The sequence below is a fragment of the Streptomyces sp. NPDC002671 genome (assembly GCF_053592475.1).
This window is the reverse complement of the sequence record NZ_JBSFVU010000001.1, coordinates 80,639-101,127: the sequence shown is the minus strand read 5'-3', so window position 1 is coordinate 101,127 and position 20,489 is coordinate 80,639. Positions and strand designations below refer to the sequence as shown.

The following is a 20,489-nucleotide window of genomic DNA, read 5'->3' as shown; positions in this document are numbered from 1 at the left end:
CCTTGCAAAGTCAGGGGGTTCAACGCGCGGCACGCGCTTCGCGCGGGAGCCACTCGAAGGCCTCGGCGCTCGGACGGTCGCCCGGCTTGTACTCCAGGCCGACCCAGCCGTCGTAACCGGCCTTCTTCAGCTGGTCGAGCAGCTCCTCCAGCGGGAGCGAGCCCGTCCCGGGGGCGCCGCGGCCCGGGTTGTCGGCGATCTGCACGTGGCCGGTCTTCGCCGCGTACCGCTCGATGACCGACGGCAGGTCCTCGCCGTTCATGGACAGGTGGTAGAGGTCCATGAGGAACTTCGCGTTCCCGAGGCCCGTCGCCGCGTTGACCTTGTCCACGACCTCGATCGCCTTGGGCGCGCTCACGATCGGGCACTTCGGCGACTCGGGCTGGTTGAGGGCCTCGATCAGGATCGTCCCGCCGACCCGGCCGACCGCCTGGGCCGCGAGGACCAGGTTCTCCACGGCGAGCGCGTCCTGCTCGGCCGGGTCCGCCCCGTCGACGCGGTTGCCGTACAGGGCGTTGAAGGTCGTGCAGTCGAGGGACCGGGCGAAGGCGATGGCCACGTCGATGTTGGCGCGGAACCTGTCCGACTCCTCACCGGGGATCGACAGGGCGCCACGGTCCGGGCCCGGCAGCTGTCCGGCGTAGAAGTTCAGGCCCGTGAGCTGGACGCCCGCGTCCTCGATCGCCTTCTTCAGGGCGTCGAGCTCGGACTGCTCGGGGGTGGGGGAGTCGACCCAGGGCCACCACAGCTCGACCGCGGTGAAGCCCGCCGCGGCGGCAGCCGCGGGGCGCTCCAGGAGCGGGAGTTCCGTGAAGAGGATCGACAGGTTGACGTTGAAGCGCTGGTCTGCAAATCCCATTCGGGCCGCGCTCCCTTCCGTGGTTGAGATTCCATATTGCGGAAGTTCGTTTCTGCGTAATGGAAGATTGCAGCGGCGTGTCGCTGCTTGTCAAGGGGGACCCGGCGGGGCTGCCCGAAAATCCGTGCCGCGCGTTAGGTTGTGCGCGTGCGATTGAGAGTGGAGTTCACGACCGAGCCCTTCGACCTCGACGAGGCGCCCGCGCACGCCCTGGTGGCGCGGCAGGTCATCGAGGCTGCCGAGCTGGACGCCGTCGACGTCGGCCCGTTCGGCAACACGGCCGAAGGGGGCGCCGACAGCGTGCTCACGGCCGTGGACGCGCTGCTGCGCAAGGCCCTGGAGGCCGGTGCCACCCGGGTCTCGCTCCAGGTCAACGTGATCGGGGAGGGGGACCGGTGACCGGGGACGAGCCCTTCATCGCGGCTGTGAAGCCGCTGGTCGACGCCATGGGCGGGGAGCTGCTCCCGCCGGACGAGGCTGGCCCCGAGGATGTCGTCCTCGCCTGGGAGGGCGCCGACGTCGTCGCCGTACGCCTGCCCCAGCTCGCCGACTCCCTCGATCACATCCTGGCCGCCATGGAGCGCCGGAAGGGCAGGCCGCTGGCCGACCTGGACCGCAAGGCCAAGCAGGAGGTCGTGCGGATACTGGAGGCGCGCGGCGCCTTCGCCGTGCGGCACGGAGTGGAGACCGTGGCGAGCGCGCTGGGCGTCAGCCGCTTCACTGTCTACAACTACCTCAACCGGGAGAAGGGCGCCTGAGCGCAACGGGATCCTTCTTGTTACGCGGATTTTTCAACAAAGTGTTGACGTGGGGTTTCCGGGGGCGTTAGCTATCGGCAGCCCGTTCAGCACGAAGGCCGTTCCCGGCCACGGAGGCTCCCGTGACTACGACTTCCACGCCCCCGGGCCTGGCCCGGTTCAACGACCTGGAGGAGCACGCGGCGCTGGCCGCCCTCCACGAGGCGTGCGCCTCCACCGAGTGGGCCCGGCGACTGTCCGCCGCCCGCCCCTACGCCACCGTCGAGGCCCTCTACGCCGCCAGTGACGCAGCCATGGCCGAGCTGACCACGGCCGACCTCGAAGAGGCGATGGCCGGACACCCCCCGATCGGGCGCCCCAAGCCCGGCGACCCGACCTCCGCCCGCGAGCAGCGCGGCATGGCCGGCGCCTCCGAGGAGCTCAAGACGGAGCTGCTCGAACTGAACCTGGCCTACCAGGAGAAGTTCGGCCATGTCTTCCTCATCTGCGCCACCGGCCGGACCGGCGAGCAGATGCGGGACGCGGTCAAGGAGCGGATCGGCAACGCGCCGGAGCAGGAGCGGGAGCTCGTCCGCACCGAGCTGGGCAAGATCAACCGCATCCGACTGGCCCGACTCGTCGAAGAGGACGCCTGACACCATGAGCACCAGCACCACCGCCTCCGTGTCCACGCACATCCTGGACACCTCCGTCGGCCGCCCCGCCGAGGGCGTCGCCGTCCAGCTCGCGGCCCGCAGCGGCCGTGACGCGAGCTGGCAGGCGCTCGGCGGCTCCGCGACCGACGCCGACGGCCGGTGCAAGGACCTGCCGGCGCTGCCGGCGGGGACCACCCACGTACGGCTCGACTTCGACGTCGAACCGTACTTCGAGAAGAAGCAAGCCGATGCGCAGCAGGACGCCCCCGCGAATCGGGACAGCGGTGCGCGGTCCGTGTTCTTCCCGGAGGTGGCGATCACGTTCGCCGTCGTGCCGGGTGAGCACTACCACGTACCGCTGCTGCTCAACCCGTTCGGCTACTCCGTTTACCGAGGGAGCTAGCAGAAACATGCCCACGATCCTGGGACAGAACCAGTACGGCAAGGCCGAGAACCGAGTCGTAAAGATCACGCGGGACGGCGCCACCCACCACATCAAGGACCTCAACGTCTCCGTGGCGCTGAGCGGCGACATGAGTGAGGTCCACTACTCCGGCTCCAACGCCAACTGTCTGCCGACCGACACCACCAAGAACACGGTGTACGCGTTCGCCAAGGAGTACGGCATCGAGTCCGCCGAGCAGTTCGGCATCCACCTCGCCCGCCACTTCGTCACCTCGCAGGAGCCGATCCACCGGGCCCGGATCCGCATCGAGGAGTACGCCTGGGAGCGGATCGAGACCTCCGACGCCAACTCCAAGTTCATCGGAGCGGACGAGGTCAAGCACTCCTTCGTGCGCAAGGGCCAGGAGACCCGCCTCACCCAGATCACCTTCGACGGTGAGAAGTGGGAGGTCATCTCCGGCCTGAAGGACCTGGTCGTGATGAACTCGACGAACTCCGAGTTCTGGGGCTACGTCAAGGACAAGTACACGACCCTCCAGGAGGCGTACGACCGCATCCTGGCCACCCAGGTCTCCGGCCGCTGGCGGTTCAACTGGACCGACGACGAGCAGAAGATGCCCAACTGGGAGAAGTCCTACGAGCAGGTCAAGAAGCACATGCTCCAGGCCTTCGCCGAGACGTACTCCCTCTCGCTGCAGCAGACGCTGTACCAGATGGGCGCGCGCATCATCAACAACCGCAGCGAGATCGACGAGGTCCGCTTCTCGCTGCCGAACAAGCACCACTTCCTGGTCGACCTGGAGCCCTTCGGGCTGAAGAACGACAACGAGGTGTACTTCGCCGCCGACCGGCCCTACGGCCTGATCGAGGCGACCATCCTCCGGGACGGCTGCGAGCCGAAGATCCCGGTGGACCTCACCAACCTCTGACGTACCCGAACCTCGGCACCCGTGACCGGGGAGACGCGCCCTTCCGCCTCCCCGGTCACGGCACTCAAAACTTCTAGGGTCCTGCCGTGCCCTCCCACTTCAGTCCACTGAGCGAAAAGGACGAATCATGGCAGCAGCTCAGCGCATCGTCATCGAGAACTGTTCGATCGCAACCGTCGACGCCGACGACACCGAGTACGCCTCCGGGTACGTCGTCATCGCCGGCAACCGCATCGAGGCGGTCGGCGCGGGCAAGGCCCCCGAGGGCCTGGAGAACGTCGTACGCCGCATCGACGCCACCGGGCACCTCGTGACCCCCGGCCTGGTCAACACCCACCACCACTTCTACCAGTGGATCACCCGGGGCCTGGCCACGGACCACAACCTCTTCAACTGGCTCGTCGCGCTCTACCCCACGTGGGCGCGTATCGACGAGCCGATGGTGTACGCGGCGGCCCAGGGCTCGCTCGCGATGATGGCCCGCGGCGGCGTCACCACCGCCATGGACCATCACTACGTCTACCCGCAGGGCTCCGGCGACCTGTCCGGCGCGATCATCCGCGCCGCCCGCGAGATGGGTGTCCGCTTCACCCTGGCCCGCGGCTCCATGGACCGCAGCGAGAAGGACGGCGGACTGCCGCCGGACTTCGCCGTCGAGACCCTGGACGGTGCGCTCGCCGCGACCGAGGCGACGGTCAAGGAGCACCACGACGCCTCCTTCGACGCGATGACCCAGGTCGCCGTCGCCCCGTGCTCCCCGTTCTCCGTCTCCACCGAACTCCTGCGTGAGGGTGCCGAGTTGGCCCGCCGCCTCGGCGTGCGGCTGCACACCCACGGTTCCGAGACGGTCGAGGAGGAGAAGTTCTGCCACGAGCTGTTCGGCATGGGCCCGACCGACTACTTCGAGTCCACCGGCTGGCTCGGCGAGGACGTGTGGATGGCGCACTGCGTCCACATGAACGACTCCGACATCGCCGCCTTCGGCCGTACGAAGACCGGTGTCGCCCACTGCCCGTCGTCCAACGCCCGCCTGGCGGCAGGTATCGCGCGGGTCCCGGACATGCTCGCCGCCGGCGTCCCGGTCGGCCTCGGCGTCGACGGCACCGCCTCCAACGAGTCCGGCGAACTCCACACCGAGCTGCGTAACGCCCTGCTCATCAACCGGCTCGGCGCCCACAAGGAGGCCGCGCTCAACGCCCGCCAGGCCCTCAGGCTCGGCACCTACGGCGGCGCCCAGGTCCTCGGCCGCGCCGCCGAGACCGGCTCGCTGGAGGCCGGCAAGCTCGCCGACCTGGTGCTGTGGAAGCTGGACACCATTGCCCACGCCTCCATCGCCGACCCGGTGACCGCCCTGGTCTTCGGTGCGGCGGCCCCGGTCACCGCCTCCTTCGTCAACGGCCGGCAGATCGTCGAGGACGGCCGCCTGCTCACCGTCGACGAGGACGCCATCGCCCGCTCCACGCGGGCCGAGGCCCAGCGCCTGGCGCAGATCGCCGCCAAGGGCTGAGCCACTGCTGGACTCCGGCCGGGAGGGACGGCTCCTGGCCGGCAGCCGTGGACCCGAGCGGGGTCCATGGCGGCCGTCTCCGGGGCGCGCGTGAACGCGCGCGTCCCGGAACGGTCACCGTCCCCTGGCCCCCTCAAGGGGCCTCCGGTCCCGCACGACCGCCGCGCACCACCTCCCTGAAACCCGCGTCCCAGCCGACGTGTCAACCGACCGGAGGAGCCGCCGTGTCCGCTCACCCCGTTGACGAGATCCACCCAGTCGACCAGAAACTCCCCGCCCTCAAGATGGCGACCAGCGGCCTTCAGCATGTGGCCGCCATGTACGCGGGAGTCGTCGCCCCGCCCCTGATAGTCGGCGCTGCCATAGGCCTGTCCGCCACCGACCTCACGTTCCTTACCGGCGCCTGTCTGTTCACCGCAGGGCTCGCCACGTTCCTGCAGACCCTCGGCATCTGGAAGATCGGCGCCCGGCTGCCCTTCGTCAACGGCGTCACCTTCGCCGGCGTCGCCCCCATGACGGCGATCGTCGCCTCCGCCAAGGACAAGTCCGACGCCCTGCCCATGATCTTCGGCGCGGTGATCGTCGCGGGCCTCCTCGGCTTCATAGCGGCCCCCTTCTTCAGCAAGGCCGTCCGCTTCTTCCCGCCGGTCGTCACCGGTACGGTCATCACGCTCATCGGCATCTCCCTGCTCCCGGTCGCCTTCAACTGGGCCCAGGGGCCCAACCCGGCGGCGCACGACTACGGTTCGACGACCAACCTCGGCCTCGCCGGCATCACCCTCGTCGTCGTTCTGCTGCTGCGCCGCTTCACCCGCGGCTTCGTCAAGCAGATCGCCGTGCTGCTCGGCCTGGTCGTGGGCACGCTGATCGCGATCCCGTTCGACGTCACGGACTTCGGGCCGGTGGCGGACGCGAAACTGGTCGGCTTCCCGACGCCGTTCCACTTCGGCGCCCCGCAGTTCCAGATCGCCGCCATCCTGTCGATGTGCGTGGTGATGGTCGTCTCCATGACCGAATCCACCGCCGACATGCTGGCGTTGGGCGAGATCGTGGAACGCCCGGTGGACGAGAAGACCATCGCGGCGGGCCTGCGCGCCGACACCCTCGGCTCGGCCCTCAGCCCCGTCTTCAACGGCTTCATGTGCAGCGCCTTCGCGCAGAACATCGGCCTGGTCGCCATGACACGGATCCGCAGCCGCTTCGTCGTGGCGGTCGGCGGCGGCTTCCTGGTCCTGATGGGCCTGTGCCCGGCGGCTGCCTCGCTCATCGCGGTCGTCCCGCGGCCGGTCCTCGGCGGCGCCGGCGTGGTCCTGTTCGGCTCGGTCGCCGCGAGCGGCATCCAGACCCTGGTCCGGGCCGGCCTGGAGAAGGACAACAACGTCCTGATCGTGGCCGTCTCCCTCGCGATCGGCATCATCCCGATCACCGCGCCGGGCTTCTACCACGCCTTCCCGGAGACCGCGAGGATCGTCCTCGACTCGGGCATCTCCACCGGCTGCGTCACCGCGCTCCTGCTCAACCTGGTCTTCAACCACCTGGGCCGGGGCAGCGAGGCCGAGGACGTCACACACCCGATGGAGTCTGGGGAGGAACTGGCGCCTGCCCACTGAGGGTTGGCCTGTCACAGGTGAGACGCGGGGTGCGGCAGTTGTCGTACCCCGCACGCCCATGTACGGCAGTCTTGGGCTTATGAACGAGTCCGGCCGTGTCGAGGCCTTCAGCGACGGCGTGTTCGCCATCGCCATCACCCTGCTCATCCTGGAGATCAAGGTGCCCAAGGTGGGTGAACACGGCGGCCTGTGGCACGCGTTGGGCGGGCAGTGGCCGTCGTACGCCGCCTATGTGGTCAGCTTCCTGGTGATCGGCATCATGTGGGTCAACCACCATCAGGTGTTCAGTTACGTCGCCCGGGTCGACCGCACGCTGATGTTCCTGAACCTGGCGCTGCTGATGGTGGTGGCCGCCATTCCCTGGCCGACGGCCATGCTCGCGGAATACCTGCGTGAGGACACGGCCTCCCACGCGGCGGCGGCCGTGTACAGCCTGGTGATGGTCGCGATGGCGCTGGCCTTCCAGGCCCTGTGGTGGCATCTCACCCGCACCGGCCGCCTCTTCGACGCCCGCGTCGACGCCACGGCGGCCCGCCGGACCCGGGTGCGCTTCGCCCTCGGTTCCCTGGCCTACCCGGTGACGGTGGGCCTCGCCTTCGTGTCCGCACCCCTCACCCTCGCCGCACACGGGCTGCTCGCCCTGTACTACGGCTTCAACCAGGTAGCGGTGCCGACCCGGGAGGAGGCGGCCACGTCCTGAGTCAGGGCCGGGGGCCGGGCCCGGCCTGGCAGGGGGTGGCCGCGGGCAGCCGGCCGGTGAAGTACGAGCGTGGCGGGACGCCCATCAGGGCACGGAAGTCGGACGTCATGTGCGCCTGGTCGTAGTAGCCGGTGGCGGCGGCGAGTTCGGCCCAGGGCGCGGTCGGGGCGTGCGTGAGGACCGCGCGTACGCGGTTGATGCGGGAGTAGTGCTTGGGGGACAGGCCGACGCCCTCCGCGAAGAGGTTGCGCAAGTGCCGTTCGCTGACGGCCAGTTCACGTGCGACCTCGCTGACCTGCCCCGGTACCCGGCCGGCCTGGACCGACATCGCGTCGACCCCGGCCCGTACCAGCGCGGTGCGGGTGCGGTCCGCCGACGCGGTCAGCCGTTCGGGCAGCGTGTCCGCGAGGTGGGCCACCGTCTCCTCGGCGGTCAACCACCGCAACTCCCGTTCCAGTTGGCGGGCCGTCCGGCCCGGCAGCTCGCCGAGCTGCACGACCCTGCCCACCAGCTCGGCCGCCGGGACGCCCAGGAGCGGCCGGGCCGTGCCCGGGGCGAGGCGCAGCTCCACGCAGGAGGCGAGGGCCTTGCCGTCGTGGTAGGAGGCCCGCACCCGTGGACCGACGGCGAGGACGTCGCGCTGCCCGGTCACCCCCACGCGTACGACGACCTTCGTGGCCGCGTCCGGGAGATGGGTGAACGCCGCCTCGGGCGGCCCGGCCACGGACACGGTCCGGACCCCGGTGATCCAGGCGCTCAGGACCTCGGGCAGCGGAAGGGCCTGTTCGGCACGGGAGTTCGTCACCCCTCCACCGTAGGCGAGCCGCGGGACGGGAAGACGGGCGAACCGTGCCGGAATTTCCAAGAGCGCCGCTCGCCGCCCGGCGCACCGTGGAGTGCATGATCCTCGTGACCGGTGCCACGGGCACCATCGGCAGTGAACTCGTACGACAGCTCGCGGCGCGCGGCGAGAAGGTGCGCGCCCTGACCCGGAACCCGGCGAAGGCCCCGGTGCCCTCCGGAGTGGAGGTGGTCCGCGGCGACTACCTCGAACCGGCTTCCCTGGAGGCCGCGATGACCGGGGTGACGGCCGCGTTCCTGCTGGGCGCGCCCGGTCCGGACTCGGGACGCGACCAGGCGCTGGTGGCGGCGGCGCGTGCGGCGGGCGTCGGGCGGCTGGTGAAGCTCTCCGCGATCGCGACGGGCGACCCCGACGTCGGCCCGTCGGGCGCCTGGCACGTGCCCGGCGAGCAGGCCCTGCGGGACAGCGGCACCGAGTGGACGATCCTGCGGCCCTCGTCCTTCGCCTCGAACACGCTGAGCTGGGCGCAGGCCGTCGAGGCGGGCGAGCCGGTGCCGAACCAGACCGGTGACGGGCCGTCCGGGGTGATCGACCCCCGGGACGTGTCCGAGGTCGCGGCACGCGTCCTCGTGGAGGGCGGGCACGCGGGACGGACGTACACCCTGACCGGGCCGGAGGCGATCAGTGTCCCCGAACAGGCCGCCGTACTCGCCTCCGTCCTCGGCCGCCCGATCACCACGCGCGATCTGTCGCCGGCCGAGACACGCGAATTCCTCGTCTCCGCCTGGGGTTTCGACGACGCGCAGGCCGAGGGCATCCTGACCGCCACCGCCTTCGTCCGCAAGGGCGGCAACGCGGTCGTCACCGGGGAGGTGGCGGAGCTGCTGGGCCGGCCCGCGCGGACGTACCGGGAGTGGGCGCTGGACCACAAGGAGGCGTTCGGCCCGCGTTAGTCCTCAGTCCTCTTGTCCCGGCCGCAGGACCGCCGCCGCCAGCACCAGCGCTGCCACCGCGAACCCCGTCGCCACCCGGAAGGCCAGCTGGTAGCCCGCCGCGGTGGCCGGGACCAACTGCGCACCCCGGCCGAGCAGTCCGTCGGTGCGTGACGCCGCCAGCGTCGACAGCACCGCCAGACCCAGCGAACCACCCACCACCTGCGTGGTGTTGAACAGCCCGGAGGCCAGGCCCGCGTCCTCCTCCCGCGCTCCCGACATGGCGAGCCCGGTCAGCGCGGGCATGGCCGCGGCGAACCCGGCGGCGAGCAGCAGCATCGGCGGCAGGACGTCGGCCGCGTAGGAGCCGTCGGCCGGAGCGCGGCTGAGCAGGGCCATGCCGGCGGTGATCAGGGCCAGCCCGGCCAGCAGCACCCGGTACGGGCCGAACCGGCCGATGGTGCGCGCCGACAGCCCCAGCATCAGCAGACCGATCACGACCGGGGCGGGCAGGAACGCGAGACCGGTCGTCAACTCGTCGTAGCCGAGCACGCGTTGCAGATACAGCGCGCTGATGAACTGGAAGCCGTACATCGTCGCGATCATCGTCACCTGCACGGCGTTCGCACCGCTCAGCACCCGGGAGCGGAACAGGCGAAGCCGCAGCAGGGGCCGTGCGGCCCGCGCCTGGCGCAGGGTGAACGCCGCGAACAGGGCGAGCGCGAGGGCCGCCAGGAGCAGGGTCGAGGCCGGCGAGCGGTCGCCGGAGCCGACGATGACGTACACCGTGAGCATGAGCGCCCCCGTGACCAGCGCGGCCCCCGGGTAGTCGGCGCCCCTGCCGAGCCCGGCGCCCCGCTCGGGGGCGAGCACGCGCACCGCCGCCCACCACGCGGCCACGCCGATCGGCAGGTTGATCAGGAAGATCCAGTGCCAGTTCAGGCCCTGGGTCAGCGCCCCGCCGAGGAAGGTGCCGAGCGCGCCGCCCCCCGCGCCGACCGCGCTGAACACCGCGATGGCGCGGGCCTGTTCCCGGGGTTCGGGAAAGAGCGCGATCAGCATGCCGAGGACCACGGCCGAGGCCATCGCCCCGCCCACGCCCTGCAGGGCCCGCGCCGCGATCAGCGTGCCCTGCTCGGTCACCGTCCCGCACAGCACCGACGCGGCCGTGAACACGGCGAGCCCGGACGTGAACATCCGTTTGCGGCCGACCAGATCACCGAGCCGGCCCACCAGCAGGAGCAGCCCGCCGAAGGCGATCAGATAGGCGTTGACGACCCAGGCGAGCCCCGGCCCGCTGAAGCCGAGGTCGCTCTGGATGGCGGGCATCGCCACGGTGACGATGTTGGCGTCCAGGACCGTCATCAGGGTTCCCGCGCAGAGTACGGCGAGAGACGCCCAGCGGGAGTAGGCCCGTGAAGGTGTCACCGCCGCCGGTGACGGGCTGTGCTCGATGGTGGCCGACATGGCTCCCCGTTCTCCCTACGCGTCTTGGTACACGACTTGTAACGGGGAACATCGTCAGTGACCATGGAGGCCGCCGTAAGGAGGCAGTCCGATGTCCCAGAGGAACACCGGTGTTACCGTCCAGGCAGTGAACGCGCACGCGTGCCCGGTCCGGGAAGTTCTTGACAGGGTGGCCGGGAAATGGAGCGTGCAGATCCTCGTCGCCGCCGCTCACGGACCCATCCGGTTCACCGAGCTGGAGCGTGGCATCGAGGGCATCAGCCGCCGCATGCTCACGCTCACCCTGCGCAACCTGGAGCGCGACGGCCTGGTCACGCGCACCGTGCATCCGACGGTGCCGCCCAAAGTGGAGTACGAACTCACCCCGGCCGCCCAGGAGTTGCACGAGACGCTGCAGCGGATGACCGACTGGGCCGAGCGGAACCGGGTGTACATCGCGGAGGCGCGGGCGGCCTACGACGCCGAGCACAGTCCGGAGCTGCTCGACGCGTAGGCCATGGCCGGCTCACAAACCGCGTGGCCGGCTCACAAGCCGCCTGGGCGGCTTACAGGCCGAACAGTCCCGGATCCGTGGTCAGTTCCTTGAAGACCGCCGCCGGGTCGGGGACCAGCTTTCTCGCCTTGAGGTCCAGCAGACCGCCGACCGCGGTGATCTCGGCCGCCAGCGTGCCGTCGGTCTTGACGACCTGCTGGCGGATACGGAAGGTCTTGCCGCCGCTCCACTCGAACTCGCAGGTCACGTCGACCTCTTCACCAGCGAGCAGCTCACGCCGGAAGCTGATCGTCGTCTCCAGCGCCACCGGCCCCACGCCCTGGCCGGTGAGCCGGGTCTGGCTGATGCCGGCCTCCTGGAGCAGCGACCAGCGGGCGTGCTCGGCGTAGTTGAGGTACACCGCCTGGTTGAGGTGGCCCTGTGTGTCGGTCTCGTAGCCACGCACGGTCACACGGACGGAATACGGTTCGGCCACTGCTTCCCCTTCTCGCACTTGCTCACGTTCACTCACGTTCGACTCTTCGATGCACGATCTTGGCATGCCGCTCAGACCCGGCGCGGCGAGGCCAGCAGATAGCGCATCCTGGTGCGCGGCTCGGTGTACTCGCCGGCCTGCCAGCCCGCCCGCTCCAGCGTGGCCGCGCAGGCGGTGAGGCTCGCTGCGTCCGGCGCGTACACGGCGACCGCCTCCGGCTGCGCGGTCGCCCGCACCCGGTAGCCGGGGCCCTCCGGCCCCTCAGGGCGGTGCCCGGCCGCCTCCAGAGCGAGGGCGGCGGCCCGCACCAGATGCGCGCGCTCCCAGCCGCAGGGCCGGTCCGTAGCGCCGTCGGGATGGGTCATCCGGCGCAGCTCCAGCAGCCCCTGCCAGGCGCTGTGCACCTCGCGCAGCCGCGCCGGACCGGACGCCGGGGCCTCCTCCTCCCCGCCGACGCGCGCCGCGAACACCCCCGTCGCGGGGGCGGCCCGCTCCGGCGCCTTGCTCCCGTCCGCGGCCCCCGCCTCAGGCGGCGACTCGCGTATCCGGTGCCCCGCCGGGGTGAGGAAGTGGTCGTGCGGCGGCCGGGGGTGCCGGAACGCCAGCCCCCGCTTCACCAGGGCCGCGAGCTGCGCCTCGGTCCCGCGCAGCCGCCCGGTGACCGGATCGGCGGCGTCGATCACGCGCCGCTGCGCGACGGTCGGCGGTCGGGTCACGGCGTGCTCCCTCCCCGTGTCGTCGGATGCCCTGAAACCGCCGGACGGGCGGCTCGGATGCAGCGTACGACCGGGGTCCGACAACGGGCCGGGTGCGCCTGCCAGGGAGCGGGCCGGTCAGGCCGGCCGGATGTTCCATCCCGCCACGACCGGCCGCCCGTGCTCCGTGCCGATGCGGCTCAGCGCCCCGGTCGCGAGCTGGAAAAGGGCGCCGTGCTGCGGGGGCAGCCCCAGGGCGCGGGCGGTGAGGACGCGCAGGAAGTGCCCATGGGCGATCAGGACGACGATCCCCTCGGCGTCCGCGAGGGCGGCGTCCGCCTTGGCCAGCATCCGGTCGGCGCGCTCCCCGACCTGCTCCGGGGTCTCCCCGGGATGTTCGGGCGGACCCGGCGCGACCCCGTCCGTGAACAGGAACCAGCCGGGCCGGCTCCGCTGGATCTCCACGGTGGTCACACCCTCGTACCCGCCGTAGTCCCATTCGCGCAGGTCGGCATCGACCCGGGCGTCGTCGATGCCGATGAGCCGGGCGGTCTCCCGGGCCCGTTGCAGGGGGCTGACGAAGGCCGCGCCGATCCGGTGCGAGCGGATCAGCGGCACCAGCCGGCGCGCCTCCTCCCGGCCGTGCTCGGTGAGGGGCACGTCGGTCCAGCCGGTGTGCCGTCCGGACCGCGACCACTCGGTCTCGCCGTGCCGGACGAGAAAGAGGTCACCCACGTGCCGGCCCTTCCGCTCGTCTGTCAGCACGGTGCCACAGGGCGGCCTCGGCGCGCAGGGCGAACTGGTCCGGACGGGCAGCCACCGTCAGTGTCGGTGCCGGAGTGCTGTCATCCGTGTTCTGTCATCCGTGCTGCCCGGGCTGGTAGTCGCCGGCGGGCTGCCTGATGATGATGTTCCCGCGGTTGAAGGCGTTGATGAGGGAGATGAGGCACACCAGGGCGGTGAGCTGCTCCTCGTCGAAGTGCTTGGCGGCGTTCGACCAGGCCTCGTCCGTGACCCCGCCGGCCGCGTCGGCCACGCGGGTGCCCTGCTCCGTCAGCTCCAGGGCGGCGCGCTCGGCCTCGGTGAACACCGTGGCCTCCCGCCAGGCGGCCACCAGGTTGAGGCGCACCGAGGTCTCCCCGGCGTGGGCGGCGTCCTTGGTGTGCATGTCGGTGCAGAAACCGCAGCCGTTGATCTGACTGGCGCGGAGCTTCACCAGTTCCCGGGTCGCCTTCGGCAGCGTCGAGTCCGCGAGCACCCTGTCCGCCGCGACGAGGTGCTTCCCGAACTTGGCCGCGACCGGGCTGGCGGAGACGTTCAGCCGAGCTTCCATCGTGCACTCCTTGTCGTTGGTTCTTATTGCTTGTCGTCCTCCGCTCTGGCTCCTCTTGAGACAATTCACCGTTCCTAATGAACGATCACTTCGGTCGTTGCGTGGTTGTACGGGTCTTGGTGGTGAGGGGTTTTTGCCAGTGCTGGGCGCCCCAGCGGCTGGTGTAGGCGGTCGACCGCGACGACGGCGGGAGATCAGGCGGCGGAAGCACTTGTTACGGCCGTGCTTCTCCCGGGATGTGCCGTCGGTGAAGTCGAGATCCTCGATCGCGACCGCCGAGGCCCCGCAGCGCTGGGTGTGGTGCAGCAGCCGGTTCAGTGCGTGCCGGATCTTCGCGTCGCGGTGCTGGGTGGTGCCGGACAGGTCGTAGAAGAAGCGCCGTGGTTCGCCGACCGGGTTGCCGTGCACGTCCAGGTGCCAGGCGGCGAGGTGGTCGTCGTTCATGTCCACCGCGACCACGCCCCGGGCCAGGGCCGCCTCCAGCGGCAGGAGGGGGACGGGCGCGCGCTGCCAGGAGGCGGTCACATACCAGCGGCTGGATTCCACGCGCCCGTCACTTGTCAGACAAGGCGAGTGCGGCTGGGATGGTGACACCCTGCGGGTTGCCGCTGTGATTCACCGGGCCTGCAGCACCGGCAGGGCGGGGGCTCCGGAGGGCAGCATGTACTTGGCTGCCAGTACCGGGGTCCGTCCTACCTGTACGACCTGTGTGGTCAGGATGGCGGGGGTGTCCGCGGGGCGCGCGAGCTGCTGGCCGCGGCGCTGGCCGAGCATGGAGGCCACGATCGTGGCCGAGCCGCGCAGCGGCAGCTCTCGCCCGGCCTCCAGCAGCACCTTGAGCATGGAGCTCGGCGGCGTCGGGGGCTCGCTCAGCGCATCGGCGAGTTCCGGGAGCAGCTCACGCAGCCTCTCCGGGGGAGCCGCCCACTCCTGGGCCAGGCAGCAGGCCAGGCCGTCGAGTTCCAGGACGACCTCCCAGAAGGGGACCCGGTCCTTGGCGGAGAGCAGCAGGTGCTGGGTGGAGAAGTCCGTCGGCTCCGCGATGTCGTGCCGCAGGACGGTGGCCCGCGCCCCCCGCCCGCCGCCGAGCAGCTGCTCCATCGGGCGCAGCTGCTCGAACCCGCGCTGCGGCGGCTGGTTGACCGTGCGGCCGACACCGCGGCGCGCGTCGAGTACGCCGTCCTCTTGGAGCAGGATCAGCGCCTCGCGCAGTGCCGGCCGGCTCACCCCGAGGTCGGCGGCGAGCTTGGGCTCACTGGGCATCGGTGAACCCGGCGGGTAGACGCCCTCGCGAATGGCTTCCACGATCCGCTCGTACAGCACGACCACCGGCCGTCGTCGGGGCTGGTTGTCAGCCACCGGTACCTCCTCCGCTTCTTGACGCATCCCCTGCGCTCAGGTTAAAAGTGTCCCGCGAGTCCACTTGTCTGACAAGTGATGGCGCGGAACGAGGATGCCGCTCGCAAACCCCCATTTCCCCTCGCGAAGGTGAAGGCGCCGTCATGTCGCTGACGAGCCCCGTCGTTGGCCGGTCCGCCGGGCGCCAGTTCGGGCTTTTGACCGCTCTTGTGCTGGCCGTCCTCGGCTACCAGATTCGACCTGACCGACCTGTACTCGCCCCGACTGCGCGAACTGTGCCGCCGGATCGACCCGACACTCACCGAGGGTGTGTACGCCCAGTGGCCCGGCCCGCAGTACGAGACCCCAGCCGAGATCCGGATGCTGCGCACCCTCGGCGCAGACCTGGTCGGCATGTCCACCGCACTGGAGGCGATCGCCGCCCGCGCGGGCGGCGCCGAGGTGCTCGGGCGGTCCCTGGTCACCAACCTGGCAGCCGGAATGACCGCCGAGCCCCTGGACCACGCAGAGGTCCTGCAGGCCGGCCGCGACTCGGCCTCGCGCATGGGCGAGCTCCTGACCCGACTGCTCACAGAAATGTGACCGCGGACCTACCCACTGCGACCGAAGGAACCGGGTCACCGGCAGCAAGCGACGTGACGGACCCGTCGCCTGGACCGCGGCACCCGCTAAGTCCGCGAACCAGATGAACCGACAACGTGATCACCAGCACCATCACCGGGCTGACCGCGAGCGACACCCCCCCGGCTGGCCCGCGGCAGCTTCGCCAACCAGCTTCACCCCCTATGAGGAGCACGTCATGCAACCAGCTTCGAACACGCCGACCGATCAGGACCGGGCTCACCTCCTCGCGGCCATCGACCTCGCAGCCCGCGCGCGCAAGCACGGCAACCATCCGTTCGGCGCGCTGCTGACCGACGCGACCGGGAACGTCCTGCTCACCGCCGAGAACACCGTGATCACGGAGCACGATGTCACCGGCCACGCGGAGACGAACCTGGTCCGGCAGGCGTCGCGCACGCTGACGCCGGACCAGCTCGCCGAGGCCACGCTGTACACCAGCACCGAGCCGTGCGCGATGTGCTCGGGCGCGATCTACTGGAGCGGCATCCGCCGGGTGGTTTACGCACTCGCGGCGACAGAGCTGAACGTCCTCGCCGGAGTGGACCCCGACGAGCCGCTGCTCGATCTCCCGTGCCGTCAGATCTTCGCGGCCGGCGGGAACACGGTCGAGGTGTCGGGGCCGTACCTCTACGAAGAGGCTGCCGCGGTGCACCTCGGGTACTGGGGGTAGCACGCCAGCGGCCGGCACCGCGTCCGCTCCAGCCACGACAGCCGGGGCGGACGCGGCGCGCCGGCGGCGCCTGAAGGTGGAGGGAGTCTCACGGCGGCCCATCGCACCGTCCAAGACCTGCCGATCGGCAGGCCGAGGCTACTGCCGGTAGCCGCCCAGGAAACGCCCGATCCGGCCGATCGCCGCCTCCAGGTCGTCGGCGTGGGGAAGGGTGAGGATGCGGAAGTGGTCGGGGGCGGGCCAGTTGAAGCCGGTGCCCTGGACCACCTGGATCTTCTCGCGGAGCAGCAGGTCGAGGACGAACCTCTCGTCGTCGTGGATCTTGTGGACCTTGGGGTCCAGGCGCGGGAACGCGTACAGCGCGCCCTTGGGCTTCACGCACGACACACCCGGGATCTCGTTCAGCTTCTCCCAGGCCACGTTCCGCTGCTCGTACAACCGCCCCCCTGGAGCGGCGAGTTCGCCGATGGACTGGCGTCCGCCGAGCGCGGCCTGGATGGCGTACTGCGCGGGCGCGTTGGCGCACAGCCGCATGGAGGCCAGCATGGTCAGGCCCTCCAGGTAGTTCCTGGCGTGCTGCCTGGGGCCGGTCACCACCAGCCAGCCGGAGCGGAAGCCCGCGACCCGGTACGTCTTCGACAGGCCGCAGAAGGTGAGCACCACCAGGTCCGGGGCGAGGGACGCGGCCGAGTGGTGCACGGCGTCGTCGTACAGGATCTGGTCGTAGATCTCGTCGGCGAACACCATCAGGCCGTGCCGGCGGGCCAGGTCGAGGATGCCCTCGACGACTTCCTTCGGATACACCGCGCCCGTGGGGTTGTTGGGGTTGATGATGACCACGGCCTTGGTGCGGTCGGTGATCTTCGCCGCCATGTCGGCCAGGTCCGGGGTCCAGTCGGCCTGTTCGTCGCAGAGGTAGTGGACCGCCTTGCCGCCCGCCAGGGTCGTGACCGCCGTCCAGAGGGGGAAGTCCGGTGCGGGGATGAGGATTTCGTCGCCGTCCTCGACCAGCGCCTGTACGGCCATGGAGACCAGCTCCGAGACGCCGTTGCCGAGGAACACGTCGTCCACGCCGACGTCCAGGCCGAGGTTCTGGTAGCGCTGGGCGACCGCCCGGCGGGCGGACAGGATGCCGCGCGAGTCCGTGTAGCCGTGGGCCTGCGGCAGCATCCGGATCATGTCCTGGAGGATCTCCTCCGGTGCCTCGAAGCCGAACAGCGCGGGATTGCCGGTGTTCAGCCGCAGCACGCTGTGGCCCGCCTCCTCCAGCGCGTTGGCGTGTTCGATCACCGGGCCGCGGATCTCGTAACAGACCTCGCTGAGCTTGTTCGACTGCCGGAACTCCATGCGTCCCTCCGGAAACTCGTGTTGCTTGGTTTTACCAAGTAGGAGCTTGGAAAGTCCAACAACATGTCTAGACTGCGTCGCATGTCACCACGCCGAAGCTACGACCAGTACTGCTCCGCAGCCCGCGCCCTCGACCTCGTCGGCGACCGCTGGACCCTGCTGATCGTCCGGGAGCTGCTGGCCGGCCCCCGCCGCTACACGGACCTGCACGCGGACCTGCCCGGCGTCAGCACGGACGTACTCGCCTCCCGGCTGAAGGACATGGAGCGCGACGGACTCACCACGAGGCGCCGCCTGCCTCCGCCGGGCGCCGCGTACGTCTACGAACTCACCGCGCGGGGTCGTGAGTTGCTGCCCGTGCTGCAGGCGCTGGGAACGTGGGGCGCGGCGGAGCTGGTGGAACGGCGGCCGACCGACGCGGTGCGCGCCCACTGGTTCGCCCTGCCGCTGCTGCGAGCCCTGGAGGGCGAAGGGCTGGTCGAAGTCCAGCTGGAGGAGGGCGAGTTCCATCTGCGGGTCGGCGCCCAGGAGGGGCCGGTGTACGGCGACGGGCCGGCGCCCGGCGAGGCGGACGCACGGCTGGTGATGGACGCGGCGACGTGCGAGGCCGTGGCGCGGGGCGAGTTGGGACTGACCGACGCCGTCCGGGCCGGGCGGGTGACGGTGACCGGGGACGGCACGCTGGCCAAAGGCCTGCGGGAGGCGTGAAAACGGGCCGCGGCCCGGACTCCGCATCTTCAGCCGACCGCCTAGTGGCGGGCGGTTGGGAAAAACGGAAGGCCCGCCGAAAGGCGGGCCTTCGCTCACGTCGCCTCAGACGCCGGGCGGCACCTGGGACGGCCGTCCCGAGCCCCGCGTCAGCGCGTAGCCGCCGATGCCCGCGAGCGCGGCGAGCATGCCGCCGATCGCGGTCCACACCCAGCGGTCGGTCCACCAGCCGGAGGACCAGCCGTCGTCCGAGCCGAAGCTGGACAGCACGGCCGCCTTCGAACCGTCCTTGTTCTCCTCCGACTTGACGGCGATGCCGGGGACGAGCGGCTTGGCCAGCGAGCCGTCCACCGCAGCGGCGCCCCCGATGTCCTTGGAGTCGACGCGGACGTGCGCGCTCACCGGCTGGCCGAGGTCGGTGGGGCCGAGGTTCGCCACCGTCAGCCGGACGTAGTACGTGCCCGGCAGCGGGTCGTTGGCCCACGGCTCCGACCAGGCGCGCACCGTGCGCAGCACACAGGCCAGCTCGACCGAGGCCGCTCCCTGCGCGGCGGTGCGCGTCGCCGCGCCGTACTGGCAGGACTGGCGGCGGCGCAGCCCGTCGTACACGTCGATCTGCCAGGTCTCGGCCGCGTGCGTCGTGGGGAGCTTCACCATCGCCTTGACGGTGGGCCGCTGGCCGGAGTCCGCCGGGAACGACCAGTACAGGTAGTCACCGGTCGAGGCGGATGCGGAGGCCTGCTGGCCCTGCTCGATCTCCGTCGCCGTACGGAACGAGGTGCCCGCCTGGGTGGGCGCCTGGTCGTCGGACGAGGCGCTGGGGGAGGGCGAGGAGTCGGCGGCGGCCGGTCCGGCGGCCAGTCCGAGCGCCAGCAGCGCGGTGCCCAACATACGCGTGATACGCATCAGTTCGTCCTCCAGACAGCAACCCGCCAGCGCGACACCCAGCCCCACAGCAGACCGGCCAGGAATCCGGCCAGCACCAGCGCGCCGAGCAGCCACCAGCCGCGTCCGAGACCGAAGGCGGCCACGTCGCTCGCCTTGTCCGGACCGTCCACCACGTCGACGGTCAGCTCCAGCGGCAGACCCGGGGACGTCTTCACACCGGCGGCCGGCGTGAAGGAGTTGGTGACCTGGAGGCACACCGTCTCGGGGGTGGCGTTGTCGTCGTCGTTGTCGGGGCGCGGGTAGCGCAGGCCCGTGGAGATGACGTCGGTGCGGCCGGTGCCGGCGGCCTCGCCGCGCACGAGCTCGCGGCCGTGCGCGTTCACCGCCCGCAGCAGCACGCCGTAGTTCGGGTTCACGGCCCGGTCGTCCGCCACGCTGACCGAGGCGCGCAGTTCCTGGCCGGGGTTGACGTCCACCTTGTACCAGCGCTGCCGCCCGAAGTCCTCGCGGTCGGTGTACAGCCCGGACTTCAGCGCGGGCGCGTCGGCGCACTGGCCCGTGCCCTCGGTGGCCACCGGGGTCACCACCGGATCGGCGGCCCGGTCGACCAACTGGCCGACACGGTCGCTCAGTTCTTCCTTGTGCCGCACGTCGGTGTAGGTGCCGCCGGTCGCGTCCGCGATGCAGCTGAGCTGGGCGCGGGTCTTGGCGTCCGGCACCAGGCCGAGCGTGTCGATGGTCAGCCCGATGCCCTTGGCGGCTATCTCACGGGCCACCTCGCAGGGGTCCAGCGGCTGGCAGGTGTCTTCGCCGTCGCTGATCAGGACGATACGGCGGGTGCCGCCGTCGCTGCCGCTGACGTCGAGGTCCTGCGCGGCCTTCTCCAACGCCGGCCCGATCGGCGTCCAGCCGGTCGGCGCCAGCGTGGCGACCGCCGTCTTCGCGTCGGTCCGGTTCAGCGGGCCGACCGGGTAGAGCTGTGCGGTGTCCTTGCAGCCCGTCTGGCGGTCGTTGCCGCGGTAGTTGGCGCCCAGGGTCCGGATGCCGAGCTGAACCTCCTCGGGGGTCGCGTCGAGCACCTCGTTGAACGCCTGCTTCGCCGCGGCCATCCGGGAGCCGCCGTCGATGTCCCGCGTACGCATGGAGCCGCTGACGTCCAGCACGAGTTCGACCTTGGGAGCGGGCTGCCCCGTCTCGTCGGCCAGGGCCGGGGCGGGGACCGCGATCCCGGCCGTCAGGGCGGCGAGCAGCGCGCACACGCCCGCCGCCAGCCGTTGTCTTCTGATCATCGGC

23 protein-coding genes and 1 pseudogene are annotated in these 20,489 nt (G+C 70.9%); 13 read left to right on the top strand and 11 right to left on the bottom strand.

Features of this window, described 5'->3' with window-relative positions; genetic code table 11:
• Positions 1–19: 19 nt before the first annotated feature.
• Complete coding sequence (locus ACWD35_RS00505; protein WP_451348897.1) at positions 20–859, bottom strand: TIM barrel protein; 840 nt, start codon at positions 857–859, stop codon at positions 20–22.
• A gap of 147 nt (positions 860–1,006) precedes the next feature.
• On the opposite strand from ACWD35_RS00505, the gene ACWD35_RS00500 reads away from it, so the two are divergent.
• The 8 genes from ACWD35_RS00500 to ACWD35_RS00465 all read left to right on the top strand — a co-directional run bounded on the left by ACWD35_RS00500 (position 1,007) and on the right by ACWD35_RS00465 (position 7,403).
• Positions 1,007–1,258, top strand: coding sequence for a hypothetical protein (locus ACWD35_RS00500; RefSeq protein ID WP_451348896.1), 252 nt, complete (start codon positions 1,007–1,009; stop codon positions 1,256–1,258).
• A gap of 47 nt (positions 1,259–1,305) precedes the next feature.
• Positions 1,306–1,617: a helix-turn-helix domain-containing protein gene (locus ACWD35_RS00495; RefSeq protein WP_451349305.1), complete on the top strand. Its 312-nt coding sequence runs from the start codon at positions 1,306–1,308 to the stop codon at positions 1,615–1,617.
• 122 nt (positions 1,618–1,739) lie between these two features.
• Positions 1,740–2,252, top strand: a complete 513-nt coding sequence (uraD, locus tag ACWD35_RS00490; protein WP_451348895.1) for a 2-oxo-4-hydroxy-4-carboxy-5-ureidoimidazoline decarboxylase — start codon at positions 1,740–1,742, stop codon at positions 2,250–2,252.
• A gap of 4 nt (positions 2,253–2,256) precedes the next feature.
• A complete protein-coding gene (gene uraH / locus ACWD35_RS00485; protein ID WP_451348894.1) occupies positions 2,257–2,655 on the top strand; it encodes a hydroxyisourate hydrolase in 399 nt (132 codons plus the stop codon).
• Between the two features lie 7 nt (positions 2,656–2,662).
• Complete coding sequence (pucL, locus tag ACWD35_RS00480) at positions 2,663–3,586, top strand: factor-independent urate hydroxylase (protein WP_451348893.1); 924 nt, start codon at positions 2,663–2,665, stop codon at positions 3,584–3,586.
• A gap of 127 nt (positions 3,587–3,713) precedes the next feature.
• Complete coding sequence (locus ACWD35_RS00475) at positions 3,714–5,093, top strand: 8-oxoguanine deaminase (RefSeq protein ID WP_451348892.1); 1,380 nt, start codon at positions 3,714–3,716, stop codon at positions 5,091–5,093.
• Positions 5,094–5,317: 224 nt separating this feature from the next.
• Positions 5,318–6,703, top strand: a complete 1,386-nt coding sequence (locus ACWD35_RS00470; protein WP_451348891.1) for a nucleobase:cation symporter-2 family protein — start codon at positions 5,318–5,320, stop codon at positions 6,701–6,703.
• A gap of 79 nt (positions 6,704–6,782) precedes the next feature.
• Positions 6,783–7,403, top strand: a complete 621-nt coding sequence (locus ACWD35_RS00465) for a TMEM175 family protein (RefSeq protein WP_451348890.1) — start codon at positions 6,783–6,785, stop codon at positions 7,401–7,403.
• Between the two features lies 1 nt (position 7,404).
• On the opposite strand, the gene ACWD35_RS00460 is transcribed toward ACWD35_RS00465, so the two are convergent.
• Complete coding sequence (locus ACWD35_RS00460) at positions 7,405–8,208, bottom strand: helix-turn-helix domain-containing protein (RefSeq protein WP_451348889.1); 804 nt, start codon at positions 8,206–8,208, stop codon at positions 7,405–7,407.
• 95 nt (positions 8,209–8,303) lie between these two features.
• On the opposite strand from ACWD35_RS00460, the gene ACWD35_RS00455 reads away from it, so the two are divergent.
• A complete protein-coding gene (locus ACWD35_RS00455; protein WP_451348888.1) occupies positions 8,304–9,158 on the top strand; it encodes an NAD(P)H-binding protein in 855 nt (284 codons plus the stop codon).
• A gap of 3 nt (positions 9,159–9,161) precedes the next feature.
• On the opposite strand, the gene ACWD35_RS00450 is transcribed toward ACWD35_RS00455, so the two are convergent.
• Positions 9,162–10,604, bottom strand: a complete 1,443-nt coding sequence (locus ACWD35_RS00450; protein WP_451348887.1) for an MFS transporter — start codon at positions 10,602–10,604, stop codon at positions 9,162–9,164.
• Positions 10,605–10,695: 91 nt separating this feature from the next.
• On the opposite strand from ACWD35_RS00450, the gene ACWD35_RS00445 reads away from it, so the two are divergent.
• Positions 10,696–11,097, top strand: a complete 402-nt coding sequence (locus tag ACWD35_RS00445) for a winged helix-turn-helix transcriptional regulator (protein WP_451348886.1) — start codon at positions 10,696–10,698, stop codon at positions 11,095–11,097.
• A 52-nt stretch (positions 11,098–11,149) separates the two neighbouring features.
• On the opposite strand, the gene ACWD35_RS00440 is transcribed toward ACWD35_RS00445, so the two are convergent.
• From ACWD35_RS00440 to ACWD35_RS00420, 5 genes are all read right to left on the bottom strand, one after another.
• Positions 11,150–11,572 (bottom strand): acyl-CoA thioesterase, encoded by a 423-nt coding sequence (locus ACWD35_RS00440; RefSeq protein ID WP_451348885.1) that lies wholly within the window; start codon positions 11,570–11,572, stop codon positions 11,150–11,152.
• Between the two features lie 71 nt (positions 11,573–11,643).
• A complete protein-coding gene (locus ACWD35_RS00435) occupies positions 11,644–12,288 on the bottom strand; it encodes a hypothetical protein (protein WP_451348884.1) in 645 nt (214 codons plus the stop codon).
• 117 nt (positions 12,289–12,405) lie between these two features.
• The gene (locus ACWD35_RS00430; RefSeq protein ID WP_451348883.1) at positions 12,406–13,002 is read right to left on the bottom strand and encodes a histidine phosphatase family protein; all 597 of its coding nucleotides are present in this window, start codon (positions 13,000–13,002) and stop codon (positions 12,406–12,408) included.
• Positions 13,003–13,126: 124 nt separating this feature from the next.
• Positions 13,127–13,600 (bottom strand): carboxymuconolactone decarboxylase family protein, encoded by a 474-nt coding sequence (locus ACWD35_RS00425; protein WP_451349304.1) that lies wholly within the window; start codon positions 13,598–13,600, stop codon positions 13,127–13,129.
• A 615-nt stretch (positions 13,601–14,215) separates the two neighbouring features.
• The gene (locus ACWD35_RS00420) at positions 14,216–14,959 is read right to left on the bottom strand and encodes a GntR family transcriptional regulator (protein WP_451348882.1); all 744 of its coding nucleotides are present in this window, start codon (positions 14,957–14,959) and stop codon (positions 14,216–14,218) included.
• 237 nt (positions 14,960–15,196) lie between these two features.
• On the opposite strand from ACWD35_RS00420, the pseudogene ACWD35_RS00415 reads away from it, so the two are divergent.
• Both ACWD35_RS00415 and ACWD35_RS00410 read left to right on the top strand, forming a co-directional pair.
• Positions 15,197–15,541 (top strand): annotated as a pseudogene (locus tag ACWD35_RS00415) (phosphorylase family protein); the annotation flags it as partial.
• Positions 15,542–15,758: 217 nt separating this feature from the next.
• Positions 15,759–16,253 (top strand): nucleoside deaminase, encoded by a 495-nt coding sequence (locus ACWD35_RS00410; RefSeq protein WP_451348881.1) that lies wholly within the window; start codon positions 15,759–15,761, stop codon positions 16,251–16,253.
• Between the two features lie 138 nt (positions 16,254–16,391).
• Here the strand turns inward: ACWD35_RS00410 and ACWD35_RS00405 are convergent, their stop codons facing one another.
• Complete coding sequence (locus ACWD35_RS00405; RefSeq protein ID WP_451348880.1) at positions 16,392–17,600, bottom strand: pyridoxal phosphate-dependent aminotransferase; 1,209 nt, start codon at positions 17,598–17,600, stop codon at positions 16,392–16,394.
• Positions 17,601–17,681: 81 nt separating this feature from the next.
• Between ACWD35_RS00405 and ACWD35_RS00400 the strand changes: the two genes are divergently transcribed.
• Positions 17,682–18,308 (top strand): winged helix-turn-helix transcriptional regulator, encoded by a 627-nt coding sequence (locus ACWD35_RS00400; RefSeq protein ID WP_451348879.1) that lies wholly within the window; start codon positions 17,682–17,684, stop codon positions 18,306–18,308.
• 105 nt (positions 18,309–18,413) lie between these two features.
• On the opposite strand, the gene ACWD35_RS00395 is transcribed toward ACWD35_RS00400, so the two are convergent.
• Together ACWD35_RS00395 and ACWD35_RS00390 are read right to left on the bottom strand one after the other, a co-directional pair.
• Positions 18,414–19,214: a hypothetical protein gene (locus ACWD35_RS00395; RefSeq protein WP_451348878.1), complete on the bottom strand. Its 801-nt coding sequence runs from the start codon at positions 19,212–19,214 to the stop codon at positions 18,414–18,416.
• On the bottom strand, positions 19,214–20,485 hold the full coding sequence (locus tag ACWD35_RS00390; RefSeq protein ID WP_451348877.1) for a VWA domain-containing protein: 1,272 nt from the start codon (positions 20,483–20,485) through the stop codon (positions 19,214–19,216). The genes ACWD35_RS00395 and ACWD35_RS00390 overlap by 1 nt, the downstream gene beginning before the upstream one ends.
• Between the last annotated feature and the right edge of the window lie 4 nt (positions 20,486–20,489).